Annotated in this window: 16 protein-coding genes; 7 read left to right on the top strand and 9 right to left on the bottom strand. The window is 72.3% G+C overall.

Features of this window, described 5'->3' with window-relative positions; genetic code table 11:
• Nucleotides 1–12: 12 nt before the first annotated feature.
• Complete coding sequence (locus OG289_RS04005; RefSeq protein ID WP_327312604.1) at nucleotides 13–1,050, bottom strand: helix-turn-helix transcriptional regulator; 1,038 nt, start codon at nucleotides 1,048–1,050, stop codon at nucleotides 13–15.
• 239 nt (nucleotides 1,051–1,289) lie between these two features.
• On the opposite strand from OG289_RS04005, the gene OG289_RS04000 reads away from it, so the two are divergent.
• The 6 genes from OG289_RS04000 (at nucleotide 1,290) to OG289_RS03975 (ending at nucleotide 8,378) form a co-directional block, all read left to right on the top strand.
• Nucleotides 1,290–2,327, top strand: a complete 1,038-nt coding sequence (locus OG289_RS04000) for a sugar ABC transporter substrate-binding protein (protein WP_327312603.1) — start codon at nucleotides 1,290–1,292, stop codon at nucleotides 2,325–2,327.
• A gap of 9 nt (nucleotides 2,328–2,336) precedes the next feature.
• Complete coding sequence (locus OG289_RS03995) at nucleotides 2,337–3,965, top strand: sugar ABC transporter ATP-binding protein (RefSeq protein ID WP_327312602.1); 1,629 nt, start codon at nucleotides 2,337–2,339, stop codon at nucleotides 3,963–3,965.
• Entirely contained in the window at nucleotides 3,962–4,978 is a 1,017-nt protein-coding gene (locus tag OG289_RS03990; RefSeq protein ID WP_327312601.1) for an ABC transporter permease, read from the top strand. Before OG289_RS03995 ends, OG289_RS03990 begins: the two co-directional genes overlap by 4 nt.
• The gene (locus OG289_RS03985) at nucleotides 4,975–6,720 is read left to right on the top strand and encodes an amidohydrolase (protein WP_442818866.1); all 1,746 of its coding nucleotides are present in this window, start codon (nucleotides 4,975–4,977) and stop codon (nucleotides 6,718–6,720) included. The genes OG289_RS03990 and OG289_RS03985 overlap by 4 nt, the downstream gene beginning before the upstream one ends.
• A 17-nt stretch (nucleotides 6,721–6,737) precedes the next feature.
• Nucleotides 6,738–7,697, top strand: a complete 960-nt coding sequence (locus OG289_RS03980; RefSeq protein ID WP_327312599.1) for a TIGR03619 family F420-dependent LLM class oxidoreductase — start codon at nucleotides 6,738–6,740, stop codon at nucleotides 7,695–7,697.
• 108 nt (nucleotides 7,698–7,805) lie between these two features.
• The gene (locus OG289_RS03975; RefSeq protein WP_327312598.1) at nucleotides 7,806–8,378 is read left to right on the top strand and encodes a MarR family winged helix-turn-helix transcriptional regulator; all 573 of its coding nucleotides are present in this window, start codon (nucleotides 7,806–7,808) and stop codon (nucleotides 8,376–8,378) included.
• Between the two features lie 706 nt (nucleotides 8,379–9,084).
• Here the strand turns inward: OG289_RS03975 and OG289_RS03970 are convergent.
• Together OG289_RS03970 and OG289_RS03965 are read right to left on the bottom strand one after the other, a co-directional pair.
• Entirely contained in the window at nucleotides 9,085–9,786 is a 702-nt protein-coding gene (locus OG289_RS03970; protein ID WP_327312597.1) for a gamma-glutamyl-gamma-aminobutyrate hydrolase family protein, read from the bottom strand.
• Nucleotides 9,783–11,273: an aldehyde dehydrogenase gene (locus tag OG289_RS03965; protein WP_327312596.1), complete on the bottom strand. Its 1,491-nt coding sequence runs from the start codon at nucleotides 11,271–11,273 to the stop codon at nucleotides 9,783–9,785. The genes OG289_RS03970 and OG289_RS03965 overlap by 4 nt, the downstream gene beginning before the upstream one ends.
• A gap of 105 nt (nucleotides 11,274–11,378) precedes the next feature.
• Here OG289_RS03965 and OG289_RS03960 point away from each other — a divergent pair, with 105 nt between their 5' ends.
• Nucleotides 11,379–12,089, top strand: a complete 711-nt coding sequence (locus tag OG289_RS03960; RefSeq protein ID WP_327312595.1) for a type 1 glutamine amidotransferase — start codon at nucleotides 11,379–11,381, stop codon at nucleotides 12,087–12,089.
• A gap of 137 nt (nucleotides 12,090–12,226) precedes the next feature.
• On the opposite strand, the gene OG289_RS03955 is transcribed toward OG289_RS03960, so the two are convergent.
• From OG289_RS03955 to OG289_RS03930, 6 genes are all read right to left on the bottom strand, one after another.
• Nucleotides 12,227–13,681, bottom strand: a complete 1,455-nt coding sequence (locus OG289_RS03955; protein WP_327312594.1) for an APC family permease — start codon at nucleotides 13,679–13,681, stop codon at nucleotides 12,227–12,229.
• Nucleotides 13,682–13,836: 155 nt separating this feature from the next.
• Nucleotides 13,837–14,463 (bottom strand): TetR/AcrR family transcriptional regulator, encoded by a 627-nt coding sequence (locus tag OG289_RS03950; protein WP_327312593.1) that lies wholly within the window; start codon nucleotides 14,461–14,463, stop codon nucleotides 13,837–13,839.
• A gap of 80 nt (nucleotides 14,464–14,543) precedes the next feature.
• Entirely contained in the window at nucleotides 14,544–15,389 is an 846-nt protein-coding gene (locus tag OG289_RS03945; RefSeq protein ID WP_327312592.1) for a fumarylacetoacetate hydrolase family protein, read from the bottom strand.
• A gap of 12 nt (nucleotides 15,390–15,401) precedes the next feature.
• Entirely contained in the window at nucleotides 15,402–16,346 is a 945-nt protein-coding gene (locus tag OG289_RS03940; protein ID WP_327312591.1) for a 3,4-dihydroxyphenylacetate 2,3-dioxygenase, read from the bottom strand.
• The gene (locus tag OG289_RS03935) at nucleotides 16,339–17,799 is read right to left on the bottom strand and encodes an aldehyde dehydrogenase (protein ID WP_327312590.1); all 1,461 of its coding nucleotides are present in this window, start codon (nucleotides 17,797–17,799) and stop codon (nucleotides 16,339–16,341) included. The genes OG289_RS03940 and OG289_RS03935 overlap by 8 nt, the downstream gene beginning before the upstream one ends.
• A 120-nt stretch (nucleotides 17,800–17,919) precedes the next feature.
• Nucleotides 17,920–18,732 carry an acetoacetate decarboxylase family protein gene (locus OG289_RS03930; protein WP_327312589.1) on the bottom strand — a complete coding sequence of 271 codons (813 nt, stop codon included), beginning with the start codon at nucleotides 18,730–18,732 and terminating at the stop codon, nucleotides 17,920–17,922.
• Between the last annotated feature and the right edge of the window lie 10 nt (nucleotides 18,733–18,742).

Raw genomic sequence — 18,742 nt, 5'->3', positions numbered from 1 at the left:
CTCAACCGGCTCTCAACCGGCCGGGATCCGCTCGACGAAGTGCTCCAGGTCCTCCGTCGTGGGCCGCAGCAGACCGTCCCGCAGCGCGAGTGCCGTGGCCTCGGCGCGGGAGGCGCTGCCGGTCTTGCGGAGCAGGTGCTCGATATGGCTGTGCACGGTCCGCGGGGACAGGAACAGGGCCTGTGCGATGGCCTGGTTGGTCTGGCCGCGGGCGGCCCGGGTGAGCACCTCCAGTTCGCGCGGACTCAGGCCGTACGGCAGGTCGGTGGGCGTCTCCGTCACCAGGACCGCCTCCCGCGCGATCGGCGACCCCTGCGTGCACCGGCGCAGGACCACTCGGTGCCAGTCGCGCCCCACTGGCCACAGTGCCCGTAGCCGCAGGCCGCCCGAGGCGGTGAACGCCCGGACCAGGCAACCGAATTCGTCGTCCGCCAGTACCTTGGCGGCCTCGCGGCCCGGCAGGTCGATGACGCCCTGGGCCGTGACGAGGTTCGCGCCCGCCCCGGCCGGAAGGTCATGGACGTCACCGGTGTGGGCCGTCGGGTCGGCGAGGACGCCCAGGGCGGGCAGGATCGAGGCGAGCAGCTGTCGCGCCTCCGTGTCGTACGCGCCCGTCCCCTCGACGGAGAGGTTGACCAGGCCGACCAGCCGGCCGTCGTGGCGCAGGGCGCCGGTCAGCGCGTCCCGGAAGCCGGCGGGGCGGACCCGCTCGGCGTAGAACCAGCCGTTGCGGAAGCGCTGCCCGCCGGACGTCATGTCCTCGACGTCCTCGGTGATGGACGGGGGCAGCGTCTGCCGGACGACGTTGGCGTACCAGGGCGTCGAGGCGAACTCGGCGGCCAGCGCCTCGGACGTCCCGGCCGGGTAGCCGATGCCCGCGATCTGCACATGCGTGCCGGTGATCGGATCGATCGTCAGCAGTGTCGCCGCGTCGAGCGGGAGGGCGCGGGCGAGTTCGTGCAGCGCCTGGGCGCAGGCCGAGACGGTGTCGCGTTCGCGGGTGAGCATGCCGATGCGGGTGGCCGCCGCGAGCTGCTGGTGGCTGATCATGCGCGCCTCCGGGAACCCACGACCAGGAATGTCGTTTGGTCCCTAACGGTATGGCGCTTCGGGCGGCCGGACAAGTCGTTCACCGTTTCGTGACCGGATGTCCGCCGATGACCACCAGGCCCGTCACCCCGTCGGTATTTGTACGGATGGCGGTGCGCGACGCCCGGGTCTTTCCTGTTCGGCACAGCCGGACGCCCGATGCCAGCAGGGCCGGGCCACATTCCTCGGAGAGCGCCGCCATGAGCAGATTCCCGTCCCCCTCCCCGGCCTCACGCCGGCAGTTCCTCGCCCTGTCCGGCGGGACCCTCGCCGCCACGCTCCTGGGCACCGCGGGCTGCTCGGCGCCGAACGAGGGCGGGAGCTCCGCGCAGGCCGCGGGAGCCTCGGCGGACGCACCGAAGACCCTCACCAGGATCGGCCTCGACTACCCCTTCACCCAGATCCCGCTCTACTCGACGCTGGTCAAGCTCTCCTCCGCCGCCGCGAAGAAACACGACGTCTCCCTGCTGACCACGAGCGACGCCGGCAGCGCCGACACCCAGGCCACCAACCTGAACACGTGGGTCTCCCAGAAGATGCCGGCCATCGTGTCCTTCCCCATGGTCTTCGAGGCGACCGAGTCGATCGCCAAGGCCGCGCTCGACGCGGGGCTGATCTGGGTGACATACGGCGGATCGCTGGAACACCAGAGCGCCGACATCCAGTTCAGCTTCCTCAAGGGCGGCACCCTCCTCGGGGAGGCGGCGGCCAAGTGGGCCAACGACGAGCTCGGCGGCAAGGGGAAGATCGCGTTCCTGACGGACGGCACGATCCAGCTCGGCCGCGAGCGCACCAAGGGAATGATCGACGCCTTCACCAAGGCGGCGCCCGGCGTCGACGTGGTCGCCCAGGAGCAGGCCATCGACCCGGACACCGGACTGTCGAAGTCCCGTGCCGTCCTCGCCAAGCACCCCGATCTCAACCTCATCCTCGGCGTCACGGACGCCGCCGCCTACGGCGGGTTCAAGGCGCTCCAGCAGACGGGCCGCACGACGGCCGACGCCAAGACCTTCGTCGGCGGGCAGGACGGCGCGGCCCCCTCCCTCCTGGCGATCAAGCAGGGCACCTTCTACCGCGCGTCGGCCGCCCTGGCGCCGCAGGACATGGCGAACGCCATCGTCGACGTCCCCCTCGCGGTCGCCGCGGGCAAGGCGAACCCGAGTGTCCAGGTCCCCATCACCCTCGTCGGCCACGGCGACAGCGCGCGCATCGACTCCCTCCTCGCCCAGAACTCCTAGGGGCCCGCCATGACGGAACCGACCCTCCGCATCCGCGGCCTCGGCAAGTCCTTCGGCGGCGTCCGCGCACTGGACGGCGTCGACCTCACCGTCCCGGCGGGCCAGGTGCACGCGCTCCTCGGCCACAACGGCGCCGGCAAGTCCACCCTGATCAAATGCCTCGGCGGCGCCTACCCGCCGGACGCCGGCACGATGGAGGTGGGCGGGACCTCCTACACCCGGCTCAGTCCGCGCGAGTCGATCGCCGCCGGTGTGGCGATCATCTTCCAGACGCTCAGCGTCGTCGACTCCCTCACGGTGGCCGAGAACATCTTCCTCGGCCAGGAGTGGACCCGGTACGGAACGGTCCACCGCCGCGCCCAGGAGGAGGTGGCGGCGGGCCTGCTGGAACGGGTCGCGGCGACCTGCTCACCGAGCGACCGCGTGGGTGAACTCCCCATGGGACAAAGACAGTTGGTGGAGATCGCCAAGGCGCTGAGCCGCAGCGCCTCGGTGCTGGTCCTCGACGAGCCCACCGCCGCCCTGTCCGGGGCCGAGAGCGACGCCCTCGCCGAACGCGTGGAACACCTGCGCACCCAGGGCCTGGCCATCGTGTACGTCACCCACCTGCTCGCCGAGGTGGAACGCCTGGCGGACGCGGTGACGGTCCTGCGGGACGGCCGAGTCAGCCATAGGTCGACGGCGTCAGGACAGACAAGGAGGGACCTGGTGGAGGCGATAGCCGGAGCGGCTTCTCTTGAGCACGGCCCAGGGGACCGACCCGAGGGGCGCGGGCCGTGTACATACGCGGCTCCGCCGCGTGGGCGCGACCAGCCACAAACCACCGTATGGCCGCCCGACAACAAGCAGCCCCCACCCCGGAGGCGCCCCCGCCAACCCCGCCTCACCGTGACAGCCCTGCAAGGCCCCGGCTTCGGCCCCGTCGACCTGGCCGTCGCCGAGGGCGAGATCGTAGGGCTGTACGGCCTCATCGGCGCAGGCCGCACCCGCATCCTGGAAACCCTCTTCGCAAGGCGCCCCGCCTCGGGCGGAACCATCCGCGTGGGCGACCGCACCGTCACAGCCAAACGCCCCGCAGACGCCCTCGCCGCAGGCCTGGCCCTCGTCCCCGGGGACAGACGCCGACAGGCGGTGTTCCCGGTGCTGAGCGCGCAGGACAACGCACTGCTCCCGTCCGTACGCACCCTCGCCCGCCGCGGAGTGCGGGCGCTCCGCGCCGAGCGGCGGATCTTCGGCGCCCTGTCCGACGCCGTGGGCCTGCGTCCGGCCGTCCCCCGGCTGCCGGTGGCCGCCTTCTCCGGCGGGAACCAGCAGAAAATCGTCCTCGGCCGGTGGACCAACGAGGCGCGCGACGTCGACGTCCTGCTCCTCGACGAGCCCACCCAGGGTGTCGACGTGGGCGCCCGGCAGGAGATCTACCAGGTGGTGTCCGCACTGGCCGAACAGCGGGGCACGGCCGTCCTGTTCGCCTCCAGCGACCCCGAGGAGGTCGTCGCGCTCGCCCACCGCTGCCTGATCGTCGCCGCCGGACGTGTCGTCGGCGAGCTGTCCGGCGGCGAACTCACCGAGGCCGCCCTGCTCTCGGCCGTCCACGAAGCCGACCACACGGCGGCCCCGACCTCGGAAGGAGCGGCATGACCACCGCGACCACCCCCTCGACCCCGACCCCCGCCTCCGCCGGCCGCGTCCCGCCGTCCCCGCGCACGGCGGCGGACACCGCGCTGACCGCCGTCCGGCGGCATCCGCTGCTCCTCGTGCTCGCCGTGATGGTGCTGGTCTTCCAGCTGACGACCAGCAGCTTCCTGGACGCCGGCAACCTGCGCGGGATCGCCACCGACGCCGCCACCCTCGCCATCGTGGCCGTCCCGCTGGCCCTGCTGGTCATCAGCGGCTACCTCGACCTCTCGGTCGGCTCCACCCTGGCCCTCGGCGGACTGGTGGCCGGCTGGCTCGCCGGCCAGCAGCACCAGCAGCCGGTCGTCGCCGTGCTCGGCGCGCTGGCGGCGGGGGCTGCGGTCGGCGCCGTGAACGGCGTGCTCTGCTGCTACCTGGGGCTGTCCGCGTTCATCGTGACGCTGGGCATGCTGACGGCGGTACGCGGCTTCGCGCAGCAGCTCTTTCCGCTGCCGCTGAGCGGTTTCGGCTCCGGGTTCGCCTGGCTCGGCGGGTCACGGATCGCCGGGATAGACGCGCCGGTCGTCCTCGCCGCTCTCGTTCTCGTCGCGGGCGCGCTGTTCCTGGCGCTCACCCCGGCCGGACGGCACGTCTTCGCGATCGGCGTCAACCGGGAGGCCGCCTACCTCTCCGGCGTCGGCGTCCGCCGTACGCCGTTCGCGCTGTTCGTCGTCACGGGCGTGGCCGCGGCCCTGGCCGGGGCGATCAAGGCGTCGGTGCTGGACAGCGTCGTCGCGGGCACCTCGGGGGCCGGATTCGAACTGACCGTGCTCACCGCCGTGCTCCTCGGCGGCGTCGCGCTCACCGGCGGCTCCGGTTCGGTCTTCGGCGTCCTGCTCGGCGTGCTGTTCCTCGGCTGTCTGCAGAACGGCCTGACACTGCTGAGTGTGCCGACGTTCTGGCAGCAGATGGCCCAGGGCACCGCCCTGGTCGCGGGCGCGGCGCTCGCCTGCTTCGGCCCCCGCCTGACCCGATGACCCTCGCCCCCCACATTCCGACGCCCCACTCCGAGAGGACCCAAGTGAACGACAGCGCCCCCTCCCTCGTCCTGACCGGCGGCCAGGTCCTGACCGTCGACGGCGACTTCACCGTGACCGAGGGCGTGGCCGTGCGCGGCCGGGACATCGTCGCCGTCGGCAGTGACACGGAGATGCGCGCCCTGGCCGGACCCGGCACCCGGCTCGTCGAACTCGGCGGCCGGACCGTGCTGCCCGGCATCAACGACTCCCACCTGCACGGTGCCGCGTACGGCATGACCAAGCCGCCGTTCGCCCTCGACGTCGGCCACCCGGCGGTCGGGTCGATCGCCGACATCGCCGACGCCGTGGGGCGGGCGGCTCGCACGGCCCGGCCCGGTGACTGGATCATCGGGCTGGGCTGGGACAGCGGCTACCTGGCCGAGTGTCTCGCCGACCCGCGGCGCTTCCCGCACCGCAGGGACCTGGACGCCGTCGCACCCGACAACCCGGTCTGTCTGACCCACTTCTCCTCACACCTCGTGTGGGTCAACAGCGCCGCCCTGCGTCACTGCGGCATCGACGCGGCCAGCGTGCCCCCGCCCGGCGGCGTCATCGACACCGACCCCGACGGCCGGCCCACCGGCATCCTGCGCGAGGCCGCCCAGGAACTCGTCAACGCCGGTCTGCCCTCGCCCACCGTCGACCAGCGCCGGCAGGCCATCCAGGGCGTGGTGCGCGAACTCCACTCCCGCGGCATCACCAGCTACACCGAGCCCGGCCTGGGCCCGGGCGGCGCCACCTCCCTCTTCGGCGGGCTGAGCACCGACAACTGGACCGCCTACGCCGACCTCGCGGCCGACGGCGAACTCCAGGCCCGGGTCAGCGTCCTGCTGCTGCCCGCTCCGATGGGCGGCTCGGCCGACGACGTGCGCAAGGGACTGGCCGAACTGCGCCGTCCCGAGTCGGCGGACCCGCGCCTGCTGAACGCCATCGGCGTCAAGATCTTCGCCGACGGCGTGCCGCCCAACCGCACCGCGTGGATGAACGAGCCGTACGCCGACGGCGGCCACGGCGCGCTGTGCGTACACGGCGACACGCCCGCGCTGCGCAGCGAGGAGCTGCGCGAGATGATCCGCGTCGCCCACGAGGCCGGCTTCCAGCTCGGTGTGCACGTCACCGGCGACCGGGCGATCGACGAGGTCGTCGACGCGTTCGTCGCCGCGAACACCGCCGCACCGCGGCCCGACGCCCGGCACTACGTCATCCACGGCGACTTCATCGGCGCGCGCAGCCTCGCCAGGCTGGCCGCCCACGGCTACGGCGTCAACATGAACCCGGCCATCAAGTGGACCATCTCCGACCTGATGGACGAGGTCGTCGGCCCCGAGCGCTCCGCCTACCAGTGGCCTGTGCGGTCCGCCGTGGAGGCCGGGGTGACGGTGTGCGCCAGCTCCGACGCGCCGATCACGCGGCCCGACTGGCGGCAGGGGGTGACCGCGATGCTGCTGCGCGAGTCCAAGGCGAGCGGCAGGCAGAGCGGTCCCGAGCAGTGCGTGTCGCTGGCCGAGGCCCTGCGCTCCTACACGGTCAACCCGGCCCGACAGGACTTCGCCGAGGGCTGGAAGGGGTCCATCGAGGTCGGCAAGGTCGCCGACCTGTGCGTCCTGGACCGCCCCCTGCTGGACCGGGACCCGCACACCATCACGGACGCCGAGGTCGACCTGACGGTGTTCGACGGCCACGTCGTGCACGAGCGCTGAGGAGGGGAGCGCAGGACATGACCACCACGCAGAAAACGACCGCCGCACCCCGCATGCTGCTCGTCCTCAGTGAGAACTGGACGCTCACCGGCGGCCGGGCCGACCTGCCCGCCGCCGTCCGGTGGGCGCGCGAGGCCGAGGACGCCGGCTTCGACTCCGTCATGGTCAGCGAGCACATCGTGCTCGGTCCGGACGCGGCCGCCGACGGCGTCATGGGCAACCCCCGCGACTACGCCCTGCCGGGCAACCAGGACCCTTACACCCCCTGGCCCAACTCGCTGTTGCTGCTCGCCGCCATCGCCTCCGTCACCGAGAGGCTGCGGCTGGCCGCCGCCGCGGTCCTGGCACCCCTGCGTCATCCGCTGCTGATGGCCCGGGAGCTGGGCACCCTCGACCTGATCAGCGAGGGACGGCTGCTGGTGCAGCCGACGGTGAGCTGGAGCCGCGACGAGTACGACGCCCTTGGCGTGCCGTTCGGGCGCCGCGGGCGGCTGCTCGACGAGCACCTGGAGGTCTGGGCGAAGGCCTGGGGAGCGTCGCCGATCTCGCACGAGAGCGAGCACTACCCGTTCCGGGACGTCTACTTCGAGCCCAAGGCGTTCCGTTCCGACGGGCCGCGACTCTGGTTCGGCGGCCGGCGACTCGGAGGTCCCGTCCTGCGCAGGCTCGTGCGCCACGGCCACGGTTTCCACCCGCTGGGGCGGCCGACACCGCAGGACATGCGTGCGCTCGAGGAGGCCATGGCCGCTGCCGGCCGGGACGTCGCCGACCTGGAGATGATCGGTGGCACCCAGGCGGCCTTCCCCGACGACCACTCCACGGCGGACCTCGGCGCGGCGCTCGCGGGCATCCCGGAGCAGCTGGAGCAGGGCTTCACCACGTTCTGCGTCAAACCGAACCAGTTCATCGACGACCCGGCCGGGGTCGGCGCGTTCTGCCGTGACGTGATGCGCCGAGTCGAGGCGCTCACCGCCTGAGGCGCCACCTCGTCTGCGGCGTCCACTCCCCGTGGCCCTGTCGTTTCGTACAATTTGAGTCCGAACAACACGACGATCCACGAACCAAGTGGCCGAAGGAGTGTGCCGATGCCCGGCCAGCGATCCATCGCCGAAGCCGAGAAGCTCGCCGAGGCCAAGCTCGGCGGCATTCCGCTGCGGCGGGAGCAGATGGCCGTCGTCGCCAACATCTACCGCGCCGCCTCGGCGGTACGGCAGCACCTGGAGAACTCCGTGCTGCGCGGCTCCGACCTGACGTGGACGGCGTTCGTCGTGCTGTGGGTGGTGTGGGTGTGGGGTGAGTCGGAGACCCGCCACGTCGCGGAGGAGGCGGGGATCTCCAAGGGCACGCTCACCGGCGTGTCGCGGACGCTGGAGGGGCGGGGGCTCGTCCGGCGGGCCGGGCATCCCGCCGACGGCAGGCTCGTCCTGCTGAGCCTCACCGACGAGGGGGAGGCGCTGATGCAGCGGCTGTTCCCGGCCTTCAACGAGGAGGAGGCCTTCGTGGCGAGCCGGCTCAGCGACGAGGAGTGCCGGACCGTCGCCGACGGGCTGCGCCGCGTGGTCCGCCAGGTCGAGGAGGAGGGCGAGGAACGCCGCGCGACCCTCCTCGACGGCGCGGAACCGGCCCCCCGCCGCAGCGGCCGCCGCCCAAAGTCCTGACCCCGACCACCCTGCTCCCCCCAGGCCACCTGAGCCGTGGCCCCAGGCCCGCCTGAGCCGTGGCCCCTGCGCCGCCCGGGCCAGCGGCCTCCAGGCCCGCCTGAGCCGTGGCCCCTGCGCCGCCCGGGCCAGCGGCCTCCAGGCCCGCCTGAGCCGTGGCCCCTGCGCCGCCCGGGCCAGCGGCCTCCAGGCCCGCCTGAGCCGTGGCCCCTGCGCCGCCCGGGCCAGCGGCCCCCAGGCCCGCCTGAGCCGCGGCCCCACGCCGCCTGAGCCATGGCCCCAAGCCGCCTGAGCCATGGCCCTATGCCACCCGAGCCACGGCCCCAGGCCGACAGCGCCCCAGGGTGTCCATAGCGCCCTGCCGGCCGGTCGCTCGCACCCGCCCCGGGCGGCCGGGCGGCCGGGCGGCCGGGCGGCCCGCCCACCGTTCCCGTCCCGTGGGGCCAGGAAGCAACCTGGGTCGGTCCGTGCGCCGCGAGGCAAGGGACCACAGCGACCCGGGTTGAGGCCTCCGGGGCCCGGTTCCTGAAGTGACCTGCCGCGGAGCGGGTGAGCCACGGCCGCCGGCAGCGATCCGCCCGTAAGGTCCTGCCCTGACCGGGCGCTTGACGCGACCCCGCCCGTAGGGCACCTGAGCACCGGGCCGCCGAAGGGGCCCGCCGCAGGCGGGCCGGTTGCCCCCTCAGGGGCGCGAAGAGCACCCGTCTCAGCGACCGTTGCGGGCGGCTTGGACCAGGTTGTCGAAGAGTGATTGCTGGGCGGGGTCCTCGTGGGCGGTGTCCTCCGGGTGCCATTGGACGGCTGTGAACCATCCGCGGGCGTCGGGGAGTTCGAGCCCCTCGACGGTGCCGTCGGAGGCCCGGGCGGTGATCTCCAGGCCCTTGCCCGGGAGGTCGACCCGCTGGTGGTGGTAGCAGGAGACCTCCGCCTTCTCCGAGCCCATCGCCTGCTCCAGGAGGGTGCCGCGCCGGATCTCCACCGGGTGCACGACGTGCCGGTGCTCGCGCTCCGGACCGCCCATGTCCTGCTCCAGCGTGCCGCCGAGGGCGACGTTGACGACCTGTAGTCCCCGGCACAGCGCGAGCAGGGGCAGGCCCGACTCCAGTGTGTGGCGGGCGACTTCGAGGTCGAAGGCGTCCTGGAGGTCGTCGACGTCGTAGACGCTCTGGTGAGCGCTGGTGGCGCCGTAGCGGTGCGGGGCGAGGTCGCCGCCGCCGGGGAGCAGGACGCCGTCGAAGCGGGTGAGCCGCTGGGCGACCTCGGTGTCCACCGGATGGATGCTCACCGGTTCGCCGCCGGCCCGCCACACCGCTTCCAGCAGGGCACGGGCGTTGACCTCGGCCGCGTAGCGCAGCGCCGAGGTGGTGGCGGCGAAGCGGGCGGGGACCGCTATCAGAGGGCGGGTCACAACTGGATCCAGGTGGTCTTGAGTTCGGTGTACTTCTCGACGGCGTGCACGGACTTGTCGCGGCCGTTGCCCGACTGCTTCATGCCGCCGAAGGGCACGGTCAGGTCGCCCTCCTCGTAGCAGTTGACCCACACCGTGCCGGCCTTCAGCGCCCGCGAGACCCGGTGCGCGGTGGACAGGTCGGAGGTCCACAGGCCGGCGGCGAGCCCGTACTCGGTGGCGTTGGCCAGCCGGACCGCTTCGTCGAGGTCGTCGAAGGCGAGCACGGACAGCACGGGGCCGAAGATCTCCTCCCGGGCCAGCCGCATGCCGGGGTCCACCCGGTCGAAGACCGTCGGCTCCAGATAGCTGCCGCCCGTGCCGGCGAGGACGCGCTCGCCGCCGGTCCGCAGCCGGGCGCCCTCGGCGAGCCCGGTTCCGACATGCCCGCGTACGCGTTCCAGGTGGGCCTCGCCGACCAGCGCGCCCATCTCGGTGGCGGGGTCGAGAGGGTCGCCGACGCGCAGCTCCCGGGCCCGTGCGACGACGGCTTCGGTGACGCGTTCGGCGATGGAGGAGTGCACCAGCAGCCGGGACGGGGCGGTGCACATCTCGCCCTGGTTGAAGAAGATGCCCCAGGCGGCGGTGGCCGCGGCCTTGTCCAGGTCGGGGGCGTCGGGAAGGACGATGTTCGGGGACTTGCCGCCCAGCTCCAGCCAGACGCGCTTCAGATTGGAGTCGGCCGCGTAGCGCAGGAAGTGCCGGCCGACGGCGGCCGAGCCGGTGAAGGCCAGCACGTCGACGTCCGGGTGCAGGCCGAGGGCCCGGCCGGCCACCGGCCCGTCGCCGTTGACCACGTTGAGCACGCCCGGCGGCAGCCCGGCCTCGGTCGCGATCCGGCCCAGCAGCAGGGCGGACAGCGGCGAGTTCTCCGACGGCTTGAGCACGACCGTGCAGCCGGCCGCCAGCGCCGGGGCGACCTTCCAGCCCGCCAGCGTGAGGGGGAAGTTCCAGGGCACGACCGCGCCGACGACCCCGGTCGGCTCCCGCGTGACCAGGGCGAGCGCGTCGGGAGCGGTGTGTGGGGACTCGTCGGTGAGTTTGTCGGCCAACTGCCCGTACCAGCGGAAGGTGTTGATGAGGGCCCGCAGTTCGATCGCGTACGCGTCGGCGACGGGTTTGCCCATCTCCAGGGTGACGGCGAGCGCGAGTTCCTCCCGCCGTTCCTCGAACAGTTCGGCGATCCGGATCAGCGTCCGGCCGCGTTCGGCGGGGGCGAGGCGCGGCCAGGGGCCGGTGTCGAAGGCGCGGCGGGCGGCCGCCACGGCGGCGTCCACCTCGGCCGCGCCCCCGTCGGCGACCTGGGCGACCACCTGGCCGTCCCGGGGCGAGACGGCCGCGAACGAGGCTCCGCCGCCGCCCTCGTCGGCGCCGTCGATGTGGTGGGCGCCGGACATCTCGAAGGTCTTGGCGCGGCGCAGCCACTCGTCGTGGGTGAGATCCGGCATGCCTGGTCTTCCCTTCACGCTAGTATCATTTGGTTCCAAACGTTATGCGTTCGAGGGGCCCGTCACAAGGCTCGAGGCCCCTCGCAGGAGTCAAGGAGGACCGCCGTGCGCGCACTCGTCGTCCAGCACGACCACGTGACGGAGCCGGGCCTGGTCGGCGACCGGCTCATGGAGCGCGGGTACGAGCTCACCGCCGTGACGGTCGTACCCGAACACCGCCATCACGCGCCGGACGTGACGTTCGACTTTCCCGAGGCGGCCGACTGGGACCTGATCGTCTCGCTCGGCGCGCCCTGGTCGGTGTACGACCGGGGCGCCGTCGGCAGCTGGGTCGGCGGCGAGCTCGCGCTGCTGCGCAAGGCCCACCATCTCGGCGTCCCGGTGCTCGGCGTCTGCTTCGGCGCCCAGGCGCTGGCCAGTGCGCTCGGCGGCTCGGTCGAGCCGTCGCCGCGCCCGGAGATCGGCTGGACCGAGATCGACACGCACGACGCCTCCCTGGTGGGCCGGGGGCCCTGGATGCAGTGGCACTACGACCGCTGCGTCCTGCCGCCCGGCGCCGAGGAGGTGGCGCGCAACGGGGTGGGTGTACAGGCGTTCCGGGCCGGGCGGAGCCTCGGTGTGCAGTTCCATCCGGAGATCACGCCGTGGATGCTCCGCGGCTGGCTGGACAACGGCGGTGCGGCGCAGTGTGCGCGGCACGGCGTCGACCCCGCCGCGCTGCTCGCCCGCAGCCGCGCCATGGAGCCGACGGCCCGGGAGAACGCGGCGCGCCTGGTCGACGGTTTCCTCGACCGGGTGGCCTGCGAGACGGTCTGACGGCAACCGGCTGACGGCGACCGGCCCACGGACACCAGTCGACGAACACCAGTCGACGGACTGCAGCCGATCCGACGGGGACCCGCTGGCGGACACCGGCCGTGCGGCCCGGCGGGAACCGGGCCGCAGTGGGTGCCTCAGCCGTCGACGGCCGCCTTGCGGGTCAGGCGGGCCGTGACGACTCCGGCGGCCAGGACCGCCGGGACGGTGAGCTCCAGCCAGAGGGCGGTGCCGCGTTCCCCGCCGATGAGCGTGGTGAAGTTCTCCACGACCAGCCAGATCGCGCCGACGATGCCGAGCGCGCCCAGGGCCGGGGCGATCAGCGTGTTCCACGGCCGGGTGTCCAGGCGCTCGCGCCGGAAGAAGGCGACCACGGAGACCGAGGTCAGGAAGTACAGCAGCATGATCCCGAGGACGGCCACTCCGCTGCCCCAGGAGAACAGCGTCAGCACCGGGTCCTTGCCGGTCAGTGCGAAGGGGAGCACCAGCACGGCGGCGATGGCGGTCTGCACACAGCCCGCCACGCCGGGGGAGTGGCGGCGGTTGAGCGACGTCAGCTTGCGGGGCAGCAGCCCGTCGCGGCCGAGGGAGAACAGGTAGCGGTTGGCGGAGTTGTGGAAGGCGAGCACGCCGGCGAAGAGCGAGGTGGCCAGCAGGACCGGCAGGACGTCGTTCACCCAGCCGCCGAACAGGTCGGCGATCGGCGCGAAGACGAAGCTCGTCGAGTCGCCGCTCGCCAGCGCCTGACCGGCCGCCGCGGTCGCCTTCGAGGCGCCGTAGGCGGAGATCAGCATCCAGGAGGTGAAGGCGAAGAAGCCGGTGACCAGGGCGACCGCCAGATAGGTGGCCCGAGGTACCGTCCTGCGGGGCTCGCGCGCCTCCTCGCCGTAGATCGCGGTCGCCTCGAAACCGACCATCGACGCCACGGAGAACATCAGAGCCACACCCGGCGCCCCCTTCAGGGCGGCACCCGGTGAGAACGACTCGGTGACGCCGAGCCCTTCCGGGCCGCCGCCCTTGAAGAGGGTGACCAGGGCGAAGACGGCCAGGATGCTGAACTCGGCCAGCACGAAGACCGCCAGCACCTTGGCGCCCATCTCGATGCCCGCGCCGCCCAGGACCTGCACGATCGCCATAGTGACCAGGGAACACACCCACCAGGGCACGTCCGTCCCGGTGTGGGCCGCCAGCAGGCCGCTCACGGTCGCTCCGTACAGCCCGTACATGGCGGCCTGGATCGCGCAGTAGGCGAAGAGCGCGACCGCGGCGCTTCCGGTGCCGACGGGTCGGCCGAGGCCCTTGCCTATGTAGGTGTAGAAGGCGCCGGCGTTCACCACATGGCGGCCCATGGCCACGAAGCCGACCGAGAAGAGCAGGGTGATCACGCCGGCGGCCACGTACGCGGCGGGGGCGGCGGGCCCGTTGCCGAGGGCCACCGAGATGGGGACGGCGCCCGCGATGCCGGTGAGGGGCGCCTGGGCGGAGAGGACGAAGAAGAGGATGCCCAGCACGCCGAGCGAGTTGGGCTTGAGCCTGCCTGCGGTGGAGGCGTCGGCCGCGGTCTGGTTCCTGACCGCCGTCTGACTGTCCACGCGGATCACCTGCCTGAGAGCGAAGAGGGGATGTCGTTTCAGGCCAAACGAGTTGCCCCATGGTGGGCTGGAACTATCCGTTTGGCAAGGGGGTGCGCGCAAGAGGTGCCCGAGGACGGGCCGATCACGGACGATCGCGGACGACCGCGGACCGGTCAGTGTTCCGACGCCGAGCCGGTGTCCTCGTCGGCCTGGAGCAGGCGGATCAGCCGGTGCAGCTCGGCGACGGCCCCGTCGGTGACCTCGGGCTCACCGAAGACGAGCTGGTGCAGGACGAGCCCGTCCAGGGCGGCGAAGACCAGCCGGGTCAGGGCGCGGTCGGCACCCTGGGGGAGGATCCGGGACAGTTCGCGCCCGGTCGCGGCGAAGTAGTCGTCGTACAGGGCCCTGATCTGCGGCAGCAGCTCGGGCCGGCGGCGGGACTCCAGTAGCAGCTCGTACTGGAAGGCCTGTATGTCCGGGTCGTCGACGACCATCTCGGAAAGCCCGGCCGAGAAGTCGGCCACCTCGCCTGTGCCGGGTTCGAGCGCGCTGGTGCTCAGCGAGGTGCGGATCGCGTGGGCGAGCGCCTCCTCGATCAGCGCGTCCCGCGAGCCGAAGTGGTGCACGACCAGCCCGTGCGTGGTCCCCGCCTCCTGTGCGACGGCCCGGTATGTGAGCTTGCGCAGCCCGCCCCGCGCCACGACCCGTACGGCGGCGTTGAGCAGGGCCTCCCGGCCCTCCCCGTAGTTCATGCGCCGGCGCGGCTCGCGTCCTTCGGGGTGTGCGGCGGACTCGGTCATGACGGCGACCCTACCGGCCCGCCCGCGCGCCGAGGGGACGACGGCGGCGTCGCACGGGACGGGCCGCGACGCGCCCGCGCTCATCGCCTGGGCGGGCGGATGCCGCGGAACTCCCAGTCGCCGCCGAGCGCGGTGGACAGCACCTCCTCGGACTCGGTGGGCTGGGCGCCGACGTCGGCGCGGACGGCGGTCGGACCGGTGACGACGTGGTTGGTGAGCCGGCCCAGGCCCTCGACCTCCACCTCCACGACATCGCCGGGCCGCACGGGGCGGGAGTTGGCCGGGGTCCCGGACAGCAGCACGTCACCGGGGTACAGGGTGATCGTCCGGGCGATGTCGGCGACGAGGTAGTGCATGTCCCACTTCATCTCGTCCGTCGAACCGTCCTGCACCACCTCGCCGTTGACGTACGTCCGCAGCCGCTTGCCACGGAAGTCCCAGTCGGTGACCAGACCGGGCCCGAGCGGGCACAGCGTGTCGGAGCCCTTCACCCGCAGCATGGAGCCGGCGTCGGTGTCGCGGAAGTCGTGCAGACCGTAGTCGTTGGCGATGGTGTAGCCCGCGATGAAGTCCCCCGCCTCCGCAGGGGAGATGTTCCTCGCGGTCCTGCCGATGACGATGGCGACCTCGCCCTCGTAGTTGAGCCACTTGCAGCCCTCGGGACGCACGATCGCGCCCTGGTGGGAGTTGAGGGAGGAGGTCGGCTTGTGGAAGTACGTGGGCGTGTCCGGGAGTTCGATCCGGAACTCGTCGACACGGCTTCGGTGGTTGAGATGGACGGCGATCACCTTGGAGGGGACCACCGGCGGCAGGTGCCGCGCGTCCTGCGTCCTGACGCGGCGGCCGTCCCCGGCGACGAGTTCGTCGCCCTCCCGGACGGTGTCGACGACGGCGCCGTCGAGCAGGATGCGGCGGTACTCGGGCATGACGGTGACTCCTCAGATACGGCGGTGGGGGTGGTGCGGGGCGCCGGACGAGGGCGTGCCGGTGCCGGTCCAGCCGTCGGCCGGGCGGTCGAACCAGAGGTGGACCTGGCCGGTGCCGACGGAGTTCTCGTACTCCCCGTACTGCCGGGCCCGGGCGGTGCAGGCCTGCTCGCCGAGGGCGCCGGCCATCATCAGGTAGTGGAAGAACCTCGCCTCGGGCTTGTGCTTCCAGAACTCGTCCATCGTGTCGAGGACCTTGTCGTGACGGCCCTCCTTGAACCAGGCGATGCGTTCGTGGTCGGCCTCGCGGGCCTGCGGTGTACGGATGTGGACCGGGTCGCTGGCCTCGTGGTCGCGGATCTCGCGCAGCGGCCAGAAGGTGTGCGACAGGGCGCCGGAGGCGATCAGCAGTACGCGCCGCCCCGGGGTGGCGGCGATGCCGTCGGCCAGCGCGCGCCCGAGCCGCAGATGGTCCTCCATGTCACCGGTCTGGCAGACGCCGATGGTCACCCACCGCTTGTCGGGCAGTCCCTCGCCGAGGAACTTCCAGAGGTTGACGGTGGCGTAGTAGATCGGCAGGTAGTCGTCCTCGATGGGGGTGATCCACGTGCCGTGCTTGTCGGCGAACTTCGCGATGTTGTGGGCGAGTTCGGGATCGCCGGGGAAGTCGTACGGCATCCGGCACATGCCGCGCGGCAGTTCCTCGGAGGTGAACAGACCGGCCCGGCGCCGCTGGGCGGTGACGACGAACTCGACGGTCGTGGCCCAGTGGGAGTCGAGGACGACGACGGTGTCGTAGTCGTTGGCGCCATCGCGCTCGAAGACGTCTGCGCGGAGCTGCTGGAGCCCGGTGACGAGGGTGATCTCCTTGCCCTCGTTCAGCTCCAGCCGGTCGGCCTCGGGCAGCATGATGGTGGGGACATGGGCGAGCAGTCCCGCCCCGACGATCTCACCCATGGTCGGTCCATCCGGTCGGCGCGGTCACGGTGTTCTTCAGGTCGCAGTAGAAGTCGAAGCTCCAGGTGCCGCCCTCGCGCCCCACGCCGGACCGGCGGGAGCCGCCGAAGGGCGCCTGGAGGTCGCGGACGAAGAAGCAGTTGACCCAGACCGTGCCGGCGACGAGCCGGCCGGTGACGCGTTCGGCGCGCTCGCGGTCGCCGGTGGCGACGGTGGCGGCGAGCCCGAAGCGGGTGTCGTTGGCGAGCCGGACGGCCTGGTCCTCGTCGGCGAAGGTCTGGAGGGTCAGCACCGGCCCGAAGACCTCCTCCTGCACGATCTCCGAGTCCTGGGCGACGTCGGTGAGGAGGGTCGGCGCGTAGTACTGGCCGTCCCCCCGGTGCCCGCCGAGCAGGGTGCGGGCACCCGCCTCGACCGCCCGCCGCACGAACCCGTCGATCTTCTCCAGCTGACGGGGATGGATGTTGGGCCCGAGGTCGGTGGCCTCCTCCCGCGGATCGCCCTGGGTGAGCCGGGAGGCCTTCGCCACGAAGCGCCGGGTGAACTCCTCGGCGACGGACTCCTCGACGAGGATCCGGGTCGCGGCGAGACAGACCTGCCCGGCGTTGTCGTACTGCTCCACCGCGAGGTCGACGGCAAGGTCGAGATCCGCGTCCGCGAACACCAACAGGGGTGACTTGCCGCCGAGTTCGAGGCTCAACGGGGTGAGGTTGGTGGCGGCCGACGCGGAGATCCGCCTGGCCGTCGGCACCGATCCGGTGAAACTGACGCGACGCACGTCCGGGTGCGAGGTGAGGGCGTCGCCGATCTCCGAGCCGTACCCCTGGACGACGTTGAGCACTCCGGCGGGCAGCCCGGCCTCGGCGGCGATGTCGGCGAGCAGGGATGCGGTCAGCGGGGACCACTCGGCGGGCTTGAGGACCACGGTGTTCCCGGCGGCGAGCGCCGGGGCGACCTTCCAGGTGGCCAGCATGAGAGGGGCGTTCCACGGGGTGATCAACACGCAGGGTCCGGCCGGATCCCAGCTGACGTGGTTGGTGTGCCCGCGCGTCTCGAAGTCCTCGTGACCGAGGGAAAGCAACCAGTCCGCGAAGAAACGGAAGTTGTGCGCGACGCGGGGCATGACACCCCGCCGATGGGACCGCAGCAGGGCACCGTTGTCGATGGTCTCGACGATGGCGAGCTCTTCGAGCCGCTTCTCGACACCGTCGGCGATGGCGTGCAGCACGCGGGCGCGTTCGGCACGGGAGGTGGCGGCCCATCCGGGAAACGCCGCCCTGGCAGCGGCGACAGCGGCCTCTGCCTCGGCGGGCCCACCACGGGCGATCTCCCCGAGGACGGCGCCGTCGATGGGCGAGTGGTCGGCGAATGTCTCGACGGAGGCGACGCGCCGACCGCCGATCCAGTGCCGGGTGTCGACGGCAACACCGCCGACGCTGATGGTGTGGGACATGGGAGAGGGGCTCCTGACAACAGAGGGGGAGGTGACTTACTCAGGGGCGGGGCCGTGACATGTGCGGCTCCGCCGCGTGGGCGCGACCAGCCACGACGAACCCGCGGCCGACCACCGACATCACTCGGCAGACGCTTTTGAAGTCCCCACCTCCAACAGCCGCCCCCCATCCCAGACAACCCCCACCTGCCGGTAATACGCGGCAATGGGCTCACGAATCTCCAACCGGGCCAACTCCTCGGTCGGCGCCTCGAAAAGCTCCAACTCGGCGTCACCGACCCACGGTTGCCCGCCCTCGAAAGAAGCCGCTCCCGACTCGATCAGCTCATCCAGCGCAAGCCCCTTCCCCTTCTCGATCGAAGGCAGCCACCGGTGATGAGCCATGGCATGCCCATTGACGAACCCGTTCGTCTCGGACGGCTCGCGCAGGGTGACAACGGTCTGGGCCAGGCGCCGGTCCGCGGCGGCGAGGGTGGCCCCGAAGCGGGCGCCCGCCTCGATGCGCGGGGCGGGTCCGTACGGGTGCGGGCGGGTCTGGTGGATCGAGCCCAGCTTCTTCGGATACCCCTGGTGCAGCCCCCGCGCGATGGCGAAGTCCTTGTCGACCCAGATGTACACACACCGCGAGTAGGTCTGCCCCCGGTACCTGCAGCGGACGACCGCGAACGCCTCCTTGTACTGCGCCAGCACAGGATCGAGCAGCTCCGCCCCCGCCGCCGAGCACGACTGCCAGTCGGCCCAGATCAGCGCCACCGCGCCAGGATCCTCGTCGGCCAACTCCAGTGGCTCGGGCAGCAGTTCACGCACCCGCGAGGGATCCGTGCGGTACTCGACGGTGAGCAGATCGCCGGAGTAGCGCCAGGGCGGGGCGGGGACGAGCGACGAGCCACCGCTCGCCGTCTTGGGATGGAAGTAACCGCGGACTCTGGTCACTTGAGGCTCC

Source organism: Streptomyces sp. NBC_01235 (assembly GCF_035989285.1).
Classification (GTDB): domain Bacteria; phylum Actinomycetota; class Actinomycetes; order Streptomycetales; family Streptomycetaceae; genus Streptomyces.
The sequence above is the reverse complement of the archived record's forward strand: the minus strand, read 5'-3'. Positions and strand labels throughout refer to the sequence as shown.